Here is a 12,627-nt window from a genome sequence, read left to right as displayed (position 1 = left end):
GTTTTCAAGGTTCATTTGGTGTGCCGCTTATTTTGGCGACTCACTTATAATAGCATTTTCCTGCATTAGTGTCAATAGTATTTAAAGAAAATCCTCAATATCATTCTTTAAATCTAATCTCCTTCTATATACAGTAGTTCTTTTATGTTGATTGAATGCGTGATATTAAAAATGATTTAAGCTATATTCATTAAAAATACAATGTCGAGGATAAAAAACCCCGAAGAGAGGTTTGTACTTGTCCTCTCTTCGGGGTTTGGTTTATTTGATGAACATTGTGCATTTATTCTTCAGATGATTCTGGTTCGGATGGTAAGTCTTCACTTACTTCTGTTGTTAAGTCTTCTCCACCAACTTCTGATGGAGTGACTACTTCACCATCTTCATCAAATTCCTCTTCTTCTTCTTTTTCCACTTTTGCAACGGTTGCTACATATTCTTGATCACCTAAGCGTATTAAGCGAACTCCTTGTGTACTACGACCAGTTATCGAAATGCTGTTTACATCCATGCGGATTAACATTCCATTAATCGTAATAAGCATTAAATCTTCTGATCCATCAACAGCTTTTACAGCTGATAACGGGCCCGTTTTCTCTGTGATTTGGCTTGTTTTAATCCCAACACCACCACGAGACTGGAGACGATACTCTTCTTCAGGGGTACGTTTTCCATAACCATTTTCAGTTACGACTAAAACTTCTTGACCTTGTTCAAGTATTTCCATTCCCACGACATGATCGTCTTTCCGTAGGCGAATTCCTCGAACTCCAGATGCTGTACGACCCATTGACCGAATATCAGTTTCCTCAAATCGTACAAGCATTCCTTTACGAGTACCTATGATAATATGTTTTTTTCCATCAGTTAATCTTACAGAAATCAACTCATCGTCTTCTCTTAAGGAGATGGAAATTAAACCATTTGCTCGAATGTTTGCGAAACCACTGACTGGAGTACGCTTCGTAACCCCTTGAAGCGTTGTGAAAATAAAGTAAGCATCCTCTTCAAATGATGTCATTTGAATCATCGCTGTTACTTTTTCTTCTTTATCCACGCCAAGTAAGTTTACAATCGGTAATCCTTTAGCAGTGCGGCCATACTCTGGGATTTCATAGCCTTTTGCTCGATATACTTTACCTGTATTAGTAAAGAATAAAATAGTATCATGCGTTGAAGTATAGAGTAAATGTTCGACGAAGTCGTTTTCATTCGTTCCCATTCCTTGAACGCCTCGGCCCCCACGTTTCTGGCTTCTGTACGTATTAACTGGCAAGCGTTTGATATATCCATGATGCGTTAATGTTAGTACAGAATTTTCTTGTGGAATTAAATCTTCGTCTTCTAGCATCTCAGCACCACCTGCTGTGATTTCAGTTCGACGTTCATCACTAAAGCGTAATTTAATCTCGTTTAATTCTTCACGAATAATTTGAATGACTTTTAACTCATCCGCGAGAATTGCTTTAAGTTCAGCAATTAATTTTTGTAATTCTTGATACTCTGTCTCAATTTTGTCTCGTTCTAAACCAGTTAATCGTTGTAGACGCATATCGAGAATTGCTTGAGCTTGTCGGTCAGAAAGCTTGAATTGATCAATCAAACCAATTTTAGCTTCTTCACCTGTTTGTGAACGGCGTATTAACGCAATGATTTCATCAATATGATCTAATGCTATACGAAGACCTTCTAAAATGTGAGCTCGGTCCTCTGCTTTTGTTAATTCAAACTGAGTACGACGTTTTATTACCACTTTTTGATGCTCTAAATAGTGGTATAAAATCTCTTTTAGGCCAAGTACTTTCGGTTGTCCGTCCACAAGGGCCAGCATGTTTACACCGAAACTTGCTTGAAGAGATGTTTGTTTGTAAAGGTTGTTAAGTAATACATTAGCATTTGCATCTTTACGAACTTCAATTACGATACGCATCCCATTACGGTCTGATTCATCCCGAAGATCAGTAATACCATCAATCTTCTTTTCTCGTACTAGCTCAGCGATTTTTTCGATAAGACGGGCTTTGTTTACTTGGTAAGGAAGTTCATGAACCAAAATCACTTCTTTACCGTTCGCCTTTTGTTCTATTTCAACTTTTCCTCGAATGATGACTGAGCCCCGACCAGTTTCGTAAGCCCGACGAATACCGCTTCGCCCTAAGATAATACCGCCAGTCGGGAAATCCGGACCTGGTATGATTTCCATTAATTCTTCAGTAGTAATGGCTTCATTGTCTGCAAGTGCTAACACACCTTCAATAGTTTCACCTAAATGATGTGGAGGAATATTTGTTGCCATCCCAACAGCTATCCCTGAAGTACCATTTACTAGTAAGTTAGGGAATCGGCTTGGTAGTACAACAGGTTCTTGTTCTTGTCCATCATAATTATCTTTGAAATCAATCGTATTTTTATTAATGTCTCGTAGTAATTCCATAGCAATTTTCGACATACGTGACTCGGTATAACGCATTGCTGCAGCAGCATCACCATCTACCGATCCGAAGTTACCATGCCCATCAACTAGCATGTAACGATAGCTCCAATGTTGCGCCATACGCACCATTGTGTCGTAAATTGAACTATCACCATGTGGATGATACTTACCCATTGCATCTCCTACAATACGAGCTGATTTCTTATGTGGTTTATCAGCTGTGTTTCCCATACCTTGCATCGCATATAAAATACGACGGTGAACAGGTTTCAACCCATCACGTACGTCTGGAAGTGCTCGTGAAACAATAACACTCATTGCATAGTCTAGAAATGATGTTTTTATTTCAGTGCTAATATTAATCCCTTTGACGCCACTATTCTGAATTTCCGACATACAGGCAACCTCCCTTCACTTCGCACATTAAATATCTAAGTTCTTTACGTAAATTGCATTCTCTTCGATGAATTTACGACGAGGCTCTACTTCATCTCCCATTAACTGATCAAACGTTTGATCTGCATCAATGGCATCTTCTAAGTTTACTTGTAATAATGTTCGAACTGACGGATCCATTGTCGTATCCCATAATTGAACCGCATCCATCTCCCCTAGACCTTTGTAGCGCTGAATGCCTGGTTTAGGATGTTTAGGAAGTCTTTCTAAAATCTCTTGAAGTTGTTTATCTGAGTAACAGTATTCAACCATTTTTCCTTGCTTAATTTGGAATAAAGGCGGTTGTGCAATATATACGTAACCCGCTTCAATTAATGGACGCATAAAACGGAAAAAGAACGTTAAAAGTAACGTACGAATATGTGCACCATCAACATCGGCATCAGTCATAATAACAACTTTATGGTAGCGTGCTTTTTCAAGTGTAAACTCGTCTCCGATACCTGTTCCTAAAGCTGTAATCATAGCGCGAATTTCAGTATTTCCTAAAATGCGATCAAGACGTGCTTTTTCAACGTTTAATATTTTCCCTCGTAGAGGAAGAATTGCCTGGAAGTGCCGATCACGGCCAGATTTTGCAGAACCACCTGCAGAGTCACCCTCAACAATATACAATTCACTTTCAGCAGGTATACGCGAAGAACAGTCTGCTAATTTACCTGGTAAACTTGATACTTCTAAGGCTGATTTTCTACGTGTGAATTCTCTAGCTTTTTTCGCTGCAACACGTGCACGCGCAGCCATCAATCCTTTTTCTATTACCTTACGAGCAGTGGCGGGATTCTCGAGCATAAAACGCTCAAATCCTTCTGAAAACAAAGAATTTGTAATTGTACTGACTTCCGAGTTACCTAATTTCGTTTTAGTTTGTCCTTCAAACTGTGGATCAGGATGTTTTATTGACACGATTGCTGTCAATCCTTCTCTTACATCATCGCCAGATAAATTCATATCTGCATCTTTTAACATATTATTTTTTCGTCCATAATCATTGATTTCACGTGTTAGTGCCATTTTAAATCCTGATTCGTGTGTACCGCCTTCATACGTATTAATGTTATTCGCAAACGAGAAAATACTTGCCGAGTAACCATTGTTATACTGTAAGGCAATCTCAATTGATACCCCGTCTTTTTCACCTTCAATGAAAATTGGCTCATGTATTGGGTCTTTGGATTTGTTTAAATGCTCAACATACGACTTAATCCCACCCTCAAAGTGGTATGTATTTATACGGTCTTCCTCTTCGCGTTCATCCTTAATATCAATACGTAATCCTCTGTTTAGGTAAGCTAATTCACGTAAACGGTTAGCTAAAATATCATATTCATATACTGTTGTTTCAGTAAAAATCTCTGGATCCGCTTTAAAACGAACGGACGTACCAGTTTTGTCAGTTTCACCAATAACGGTCAGTTCTTGCGTTACAGCTCCACGTTCAAATTTAATGTAATGCAGTTTCTCATCACGATGAACATAGACTTCTGTTACTTCAGATAGGGCATTAACAACAGAAGAACCAACACCATGAAGACCACCTGATACTTTGTATCCTCCACCACCAAATTTACCACCAGCATGAAGGACAGTCATAATAACCTCGACTGCCGGACGTCCCATTTTCTTTTCTATATCAACAGGAATCCCCCGACCATTATCATCCACTTTAATCCAATTATCTTTTTCTATGGTGATTGAAATTTCATCACAATATCCTGCTAGCGCTTCATCAATAGCATTGTCCACAATTTCCCAAACAAGATGGTGAAGTCCTTTAGAACTTGTAGCGCCGATGTACATACCAGGACGTTTCCGCACAGCTTCTAGACCTTCTAATACTTGTATTTGGTCAGCATCATAAGATTTTAGTTCTTTATTTTCTATCGCCATTAGGTTCACCTGCTCTTTCATACTGTTTTCTCGCTATTGTTATCAAGGGGGATACTCCCTGGGATATATTTTCATTACGATGTTCTATGGATTAGAGGTGACGCATATGTTTAAACAATCTGGCAAATAAATATTTAATACGCAATCCTCTTTGTCTTATATATTTCTCTAAAAGTCTTATACTTTGAGGATTTAGCTGATTTGTTAAATCAATACCACTACAAGATTATGTTTCTTCAACAACCTGTCCTTGTTTAACAGTAAATATAGCTGCTTCTGTAATAGTTTCATGATTAATACCATCAATACTTGTGGTCGTTACAAATGTTTGAACTTTACCCTGGATGGTATTTAATAAGTGAGACTGTCTGTAGTCATCAAGTTCAGATAACACATCATCTAACAACAACACTGGTGATTCCCCGACTTCTTGTTGGATTAATTCAATCTCTGCAAGTTTAAGAGAAAGTGCAGCTGTTCGTTGTTGTCCCTGTGACCCGTACGTTTGTACATCATAACCATTTACAAAAAACTGAACATCATCTCGGTGTGGTCCAGTTAAAGTCATGCCTCTTGCTAATTCCTGTGTCTTTCCTGCTTGTAACTTTTCACGTAAAAAGTCAGCCATTTGTTCAAATGTTTTATCTTGGTCAAGACCGTTGATGGGATTATAACGAACCTCTAATTGTTCAAGGCCACGTGAGATACCAAAATGAATTGGTTCTGCCCATTTTTGAAGAAGTTCCATGAATTGAAATCTTTTACGTATAATACTGACAGCTGCTTGAATATATTGATCAGTATAGACATCAAACATCACGTCATTTAAAAATGATTTTCCTTGATGCATTTTTAATAAATGATTGCGTTGTTTTAATAATTTTTGAAATGTTAGTAAATCGTGTAAATATACAGGTGAAATTTGTCCGATTTCCATGTCCAAAAAACGTCTTCTAACTTGAGGACTGCCTTTTACTAAGTTTAAATCTTCTGGCGCAAACATTACTACATTTAGTTGACCGATATAATCGCTTAATCTATTTTTTTCTAAATGATTCACTTTTGCCTTTTTACCTTTTTTGGACAAAAGTAATTCAAGCGGTAAGCGACCATACTTTTTATGCACATTACCTTTTATTTTACCATATTCTTCAGTCCAATGTATCAATTCTTTATCATTAGACGTTCGGTGAGATTTTGCCATTGATAGGACATAAATTGATTCCATAATATTAGTTTTTCCTTGTGCATTTTCACCTATCAGAACATTAATTGTTTTTGAAAAAGATAATTCTAACGATTTATAATTTCGATAATTCGTTAATTCAAGCTGCTCAATGAACATCTTATTGTCCGCTCGTTTGTTCCACTACACGAAATGCTCCAGATCCAGGAATATTTATAACATCTCCGTCTCGAAGTTTACGTCCACGTCTATATTCACTTTCTCCATTCACTAAGACTTCATTTTCTGATAAAAACCATTTAGCCATGCCTCCAGAGCTAATTGCATCTGTCATCTTCAGTAACTGTCCAAGTGTTACATATTCAGTATTAATTTGGATATTATTCAATATAATTACATCCTTCGCTTTTTAGTCTATCCTTTTATTTTACTTTATTTTTACTAAGAAGTAAAAAAGGATAGCCCTTTACAGGACTATCCTTTAATAATTTAACTTTTAATATGTGCGAACCGGTAATATTAATTGCAAAATCGAGTCGTCATGAACTGATTTTAGAATGAATGGGCGCATGGCTCCAGTGAATTGGACCATTACATCTTGTCCATCTACAGCTTTTAATGCGTCCATCATATATTTTGCACTAAACGAAATTTTTAATTCTTCGCCTTCAATTGATTTTGCTTGAATTTCTTCTTCTACTTTTCCAACTTCAGGAGAACTAGAAGATATTTCAACCACACTACCGTCTAGTGAATGAAATCTAACAATGTTATTGCGTTCTTCTTTCGCTAATAAAGAAGCACGGTCAATCGCTTGGAGTAATAATTTACCGTTTACTATAACTGTTGTTTTATACTCATTTGGAATTAATCGAGATGTATCTGGGTAATTACCTTCAAGTAATCGAGAGTAAAATAACACATCTGATGTTTTAAACAAAACTTGTTGTTGAGTCATCACAATTTGTACGGGTTCTGAAGAGTCTCCAATAATTTTACTCAATTCATTTAAGCTTTTCCCTGGAATAACTACGCTATATTCCCCTTCAGGCATTTGTTCTAATGTTGTCTTTCGACGAGCAAGTCGGTGACTATCAGTAGCTACACAAACAAGCTCTCCATTCTTAACTTCCCAGTGAACACCTGTTAAAACAGGACGACTTTCGGAAGTTGAAACAGCAAATACGGTTTCACGAATAATTGATTTTAATAAATCACCTGGAATAACAAAATGTCGATCATCAAGAATTTCTGGTAGTAATGGGAATTCTGAAGCATCAAGTCCAATTAAATGGAATTCTGATTTTCCTGAACGGATATGTGTTTGATAATGATCATTTACTTCTATTTCGACATCACTTGTTGGTAACTTTCGTACGATTTCATTAAACATACGTGCTTGTACCACAATTGAGCCTTCTTCTATTACACGAATTATTTGTTCTCCATCTTCTTCAGCTTTAATAAATGTTTGAATCGTAATATCTGAATCACTACCTGTTAAGTGTAATCCTTTTTCTGTAACGTCTAATTTAATTCCTGTCAAAATAGGAATTGTTGTTTTCGAACTTACAGCTTTCATTACATCGTTTAAGCCATCTAATAATCGTTCACGCATGATTTCAAATTTCATCATTTTACCTCGCTTATATATTTATTAATGTCTTAAAAGAATAATAGATATAGTAATAGGGCCTGTGGATTTGTTGATAACCCCGTTTTATTGAACAATTTCAACCTATCCACATGTTGACAACCTGTACATAAACTACGTTGATAAAAGTAGGGTTATCCACAACCACTAAGACTTGCCTAATAAACTCTTAATTTGTTTCAGGTCTTGTTGAAGTGCTTGATCCTCTTTTAAGAGAGTAGAAATTTTTTCGTGTGCATGAATAACAGTCGTGTGATCACGGCCTCCAAACTCTTCACCTATCTTAGGTAAAGAGAAGTTCGTTAACTCACGAGATAAATACATGGCAATTTGTCTTGGAAACGCAATTGATTTTGTTCTTTTCTTCGCTTTGAAATCTTCTAAACGCATATGGTAGTGCTCGCCAACCGTTTTTTGAATATCCAAGATAGTAATTTTACGAGGTTTCGAATTGGGCATTATATCCTTCAAAGCTTCAGCTGCTAAGTCAACATTCATATCTTTATTTATCAATGAAGAATAAGCAACCACGCGAATTAATGCCCCTTCCAACTCACGTATATTTGAATCTATCTGATTAGCAATGTACATCATGACTTCATTAGGTATATCCATTCCATCTGCTTTTGCTTTTTTACGTAAAATTGCAATACGCGTTTCTAAGTCTGGAGGAGTAATGTCTGTAATTAAGCCCCATTCAAAACGAGAACGTAAGCGATCTTCTAAAGTTGGTATTTCTTTTGGCGGTCTGTCACTAGAGATGACAATCTGTTTAGACTCTTCATGCAATGTATTAAATGTATGGAAAAATTCTTCTTGTGTTTGTTCTTTTCCAGCTAAAAATTGAATATCATCTATTAATAGTATATCGACACTCCGATATTTATTGCGAAAATCTACAGTTTTATTATCTCGAATTGAGTTAATGAATTCATTCGTAAATTTTTCAGATGATAAGTAAACGACTTTAGCATTTGGATTGTGTTCTTTAACGTAATGACCAATGGCATGCATTAAATGTGTTTTTCCTAACCCAACTCCTCCATAAATAAATAATGGATTATAGGCTTTAGCAGGGGCTTCAGCTACAGCTAAAGAAGCTGCATGTGCAAAACGATTACCTGTTCCGACAACAAATGTATCAAATGTATATCTTGAATTTAACATTCCATGAGAAAACTCTGGTTGATCATCATCATTTATAGGAATAATCGGTTTCGGAAGGGAAAAATCTTCAATATCTTGATTTTTCGGTACGACAAATTTGATAGACAAGCCTTCTCCAGTTAACTCAGTTAAAATGCCAGCGATTAAATGGACATAATGTGTATCCAGCCAATCTCTTGCAAATGAGTTTGGAGCTGCAATTGTCACAGTCTCTCCTTGGTACGTCAGCATTTTTGTGGATTTGAGCCACGTTTCAAAGCTAGGTTTAGAAAGTTTTTTCTCTACTTGAGCAAGAACTCTCGACCATAGTTCTTCTAAATGTTCCAAAAACGTACCTCCATTTCTAAAAATATTTTTTTATCGACAATCTTTGTCATAATATATAAAGAAGTGCACAAAATCACAAGATGTGGATAAGTGTTATTAAGAGCATGCGAATAAGTTATCCACACGCTATCAACAGTTGTGGATAACATAGTAAAGCTATTTGCAGTTTTGAAGAGTAAAACACAAATATCGTATCAAAAAAATTGAGAAATTACAAGACTTCTTAAAGGTTATCCACAAAATGAATATTCATGCACACAAACTTTGTCCACAGGCAGTTAGTTTGTGCGAAACTTGTCGATAACTGCTGTGAACAAAAAAATGGTCAATATAAGTTATCCACATTACTATATTTGCAAAACATCAATATTGTGGACAACCTTTAACCATTTAAAAATCGTATAAAGATAATGATATTGCCAAAGGGTATTGACATTTAGGAGTAAAATCTTATATAATACCCATGACTGTCTACAACTTTTCAGGAGGTGTCACATAGATGAAACGCACATACCAACCAAATAAACGTAAACATAGTAAAGTTCACGGATTCCGTGCTCGTATGAGTACTAAGAACGGCCGTCGAGTATTAGCAGCACGTCGTGCTAAAGGAAGAAAAGTATTATCAGCTTAAGTCCACTGGTTCGCATCAGTGGTCTTTTTTCTTTACCTATATAATAGGAGATATAAAGAACTTTGCGCTTATTAAAACTGATTAATACTTAGACGTAGTTAAAGCCTAGCTAGATATCCAATCTTTCTTTGAAGAAATTCGTGAAGGTGGAATAGGTAAAACATGAATAAACGACAACGCGTGAAGAAAAGTAAAGAGTTTCAAAAAATATTTAACCATGGTAAATCTTTTGCGAATCGCCAGTTTGTTTTATATCTCTTACCAAAAGTAGAACAAGAAGAGTTTCGCATTGGTTTATCAGTAAGTAAAAAAGTAGGAAATGCAGTCACTAGAAACCGAATTAAACGCTATATCAAACAATCTTTCTTGGAACTGAAGGATGTAATAAACCCTAAGATGGACTATGTTATTATCGCCAGAAATCAGGCGGCCAGTTTGGATTTCCATGATTCAAAGAAAAGCTTAGAGCATGTGCTTAAAGTTGCTAAAATGATTCAAAAGATCAATTAAAACAAAACTAGAATTTAAAATTAATGATTTATATTAATAGAGAATGACATTTTGGGGGGTACAATGGGTGAATAAACGCTTAACTTTAGTCCTGATGATTGTTTTTGTATCTTTATTTCTTAGTGGATGTACAGAATTTAACCAACCCATATATGTAGACAGTGAAGGGTTTTGGAATAAATATATTGTTTGGCCACTAGTTTCCTTTATTACATTGTTTAAGGACTTACTCGGGACTTATGGTTTAGGAATTGTTGCAGTGACGGTTATAATTCGTTTAGCTATACTTCCTTTAATGGTTAAGCAAACAAAGAGCGCAAAAAAAATGCAAGAAGTTCAACCGGAACTTGCTAAACTAAAGAAGAAATACAGTTCAAAAGATTCGGTAACTCAACAGAAGTATCAACAAGAAATGATGGCAATGTTCAAAGACAAAGGTGTAAATCCAGCTGCAGGTTGTTTACCAGTAGTTATTCAAATGCCAATACTAATTGGTTTTTATCATGCCATTAGTCGGATGAATTCAACGCCTGAAATTAACTTAGGAAGTTTCTTAATCTTTCCTCTTGCAGAACCAAGTATAATTCTTGCCATTTTAGCAGGAATCATGCAATTCTTGGTACTACGTACAGGGCCAGCAATGGATAACCCACAAATGAAAATGATGATGTATTTCATGCCATTTATGATTGTTGGATTTGGTATTTTCTTACCTTCAGCATTAACTCTTTACTGGGTAATAGGAAATATTATTTCATTAATACAAAATTTGGTTATTTACAAACCGTGGGAGAAAAAGCCCATACTTCAAACTAAACCTAATAATCTTGGAGGCGCTAAAAAGTGAATCAGATCACGCAAACGGGTACCACAACTGAAGAGGCGATATCTGTAGCATTAGCTAAGCTTGAGGCTACGAGAGATCAAGTTACCATAGATGTATTATTTGAAGGTAGAAAAGGATTTCTAGGATTTGGTGCCAAACTTGCAGAAGTGAGAGTCACAGTAAATGAAGTAAAACCCCTTATACAAGAGACTAAAAAAATCTTGGCTGAATCTTCTAAAGTTCCAGTTGAAGAAAAAGTTCAAAAATATGAACAGACTGTTTCGGAAGAGGTCAACTCTAACCAAGGTGACGCTGTAGCTGAAACGAAAACATATATCCAACTTATAGCAAAAGAAATGAAAATCGATGATTTGACAATCCATACTGAGCAAAATGGTAAGTATGTTACTCTTCGTTTAGATAGTAAGAAAGCTGCTTTACTGATTGGTAAACGTGGTCAAACACTCAATGCATTACAACAATTGTCACAATTAGTAGCAAACAAATATGCAAATCAATTTCTAATGATTCAACTTGATGTCGAGAATTATCGTGAGCGTCGTCAAGAATCATTAGAACAATTAGCAGACCGAATGGCCGATAAAGCGATTCGAACTGCTAAAAAGGTTGAGTTTGAACCAATGCCTTCTTATGAAAGAAAAGTAATACACAATGCACTGTCGCGTCGCTTGGATATTGAAACCGTTTCAGTGGGAACTGAACCAAATCGTTATCTTATAATCGAACCATTAAAATAAAGAAAAGGACCTTCGCCATATGACGAAGGTCCTTTTTTTTTACAAAATAAGAAAGTGTATGAATGTAGGATGCCAAGATACTAGTGTACATAGTGTTTTTAAGTAAATAGAGATTTACATGCTAAGACAGAATTTCCACAGTGGGATTCACTATAAACCGATAAAGCTATAGGTACTTTCATTTTACAAGATAGGAAGATTTTTTATATTTATTTTAAAACTAAATTGCAATTACGGTTATTTTAACTAGGTGAATGATTGAAGTGAAAGGAAGGCGGCGACTCCAGAGAGACCCCGCAGGAGAACACAATGGAACAAAGGCTAAGAACGCCACAACGCATGGCAATGCCTTCGCGGGCCAACACCCTGTTGGCCTGAGGAAGCTCACGGACCGCCCGCGGAAAGCGTCCGCCTGTAAACGGAAATCATATCATAAACCAAAATGGATACTGTGTGCTTTCTTTAAGGACCGGGAGCACTTTGCCCGGTTTTCTTACAAGATAAGAAAGTATATGACTATAAAGTGCCAAGAACCCCGTATTCATGGGATTTTTAGGATATGGAGACTTACATGATAAAACAGAGTTTCTTTAATTGATTCTCGTTAACCCAGTATTGTAAGTCGTGATTTCCTATTTTAGGGCGCAAGTTTCCTCTCAGTAGAAGTCCTATCTGAATATAGGCTTAGGTACTTTCAATATATAAAATATGACGACTTTTTATATGTATTTACATTGATTTTTTGATTTTTAAAAGGTGGAATGATTGAAGTGAAAGGTGGCGAC

General features: G+C 36.1%; 10 protein-coding genes. 4 read left to right on the top strand and 6 right to left on the bottom strand.

Annotated elements, in window-relative coordinates:
- Nucleotides 1-283: 283 nt before the first annotated feature.
- The 6 genes from gyrA to dnaA all read right to left on the bottom strand — a co-directional run bounded on the left by gyrA (nt 284) and on the right by dnaA (nt 9,114).
- A complete protein-coding gene (gyrA, locus tag B371_RS0105840; protein WP_019413369.1) occupies nt 284-2,830 on the bottom strand; it encodes a DNA gyrase subunit A in 2,547 nt (848 codons plus the stop codon).
- A gap of 27 nt (nt 2,831-2,857) precedes the next feature.
- Entirely contained in the window at nt 2,858-4,780 is a 1,923-nt protein-coding gene (gene gyrB / locus B371_RS0105835) for a DNA topoisomerase (ATP-hydrolyzing) subunit B (protein ID WP_019413368.1), read from the bottom strand.
- A 226-nt stretch (nt 4,781-5,006) separates the two neighbouring features.
- The gene (gene recF, locus B371_RS0105830; RefSeq protein WP_019413367.1) at nt 5,007-6,125 is read right to left on the bottom strand and encodes a DNA replication/repair protein RecF; all 1,119 of its coding nucleotides are present in this window, start codon (nt 6,123-6,125) and stop codon (nt 5,007-5,009) included.
- A gap of 1 nt (nt 6,126) precedes the next feature.
- Nucleotides 6,127-6,354, bottom strand: coding sequence for a S4 domain-containing protein YaaA (gene yaaA / locus B371_RS0105825; protein WP_019413366.1), 228 nt, complete (start codon nt 6,352-6,354; stop codon nt 6,127-6,129).
- A gap of 108 nt (nt 6,355-6,462) precedes the next feature.
- Nucleotides 6,463-7,599: a DNA polymerase III subunit beta gene (dnaN, locus tag B371_RS0105820; RefSeq protein ID WP_019413365.1), complete on the bottom strand. Its 1,137-nt coding sequence runs from the start codon at nt 7,597-7,599 to the stop codon at nt 6,463-6,465.
- A gap of 168 nt (nt 7,600-7,767) precedes the next feature.
- Nucleotides 7,768-9,114: a chromosomal replication initiator protein DnaA gene (gene dnaA, locus B371_RS0105815; protein ID WP_019413364.1), complete on the bottom strand. Its 1,347-nt coding sequence runs from the start codon at nt 9,112-9,114 to the stop codon at nt 7,768-7,770.
- Between the two features lie 499 nt (nt 9,115-9,613).
- On the opposite strand from dnaA, the gene rpmH reads away from it, so the two are divergent.
- From rpmH to jag, 4 genes are all read left to right on the top strand, one after another.
- Nucleotides 9,614-9,748: a 50S ribosomal protein L34 gene (rpmH, locus tag B371_RS0105810; RefSeq protein ID WP_019413363.1), complete on the top strand. Its 135-nt coding sequence runs from the start codon at nt 9,614-9,616 to the stop codon at nt 9,746-9,748.
- Between the two features lie 162 nt (nt 9,749-9,910).
- Entirely contained in the window at nt 9,911-10,258 is a 348-nt protein-coding gene (rnpA, locus tag B371_RS0105805; RefSeq protein WP_019413362.1) for a ribonuclease P protein component, read from the top strand.
- Between the two features lie 67 nt (nt 10,259-10,325).
- Nucleotides 10,326-11,105, top strand: coding sequence for a membrane protein insertase YidC (gene yidC / locus B371_RS0105800; RefSeq protein WP_019413361.1), 780 nt, complete (start codon nt 10,326-10,328; stop codon nt 11,103-11,105).
- The gene (gene jag / locus B371_RS0105795) at nt 11,102-11,842 is read left to right on the top strand and encodes an RNA-binding cell elongation regulator Jag/EloR (protein ID WP_019413360.1); all 741 of its coding nucleotides are present in this window, start codon (nt 11,102-11,104) and stop codon (nt 11,840-11,842) included. The genes yidC and jag overlap by 4 nt, the downstream gene beginning before the upstream one ends.
- Nucleotides 11,843-12,627 lie beyond the last annotated feature (785 nt).

This window comes from Paenisporosarcina sp. TG20 (assembly GCF_000286315.1).
Taxonomy (GTDB): domain Bacteria; phylum Bacillota; class Bacilli; order Bacillales_A; family Planococcaceae; genus Paenisporosarcina.
This window is presented reverse-complemented; position numbering and strand designations above follow the sequence as displayed.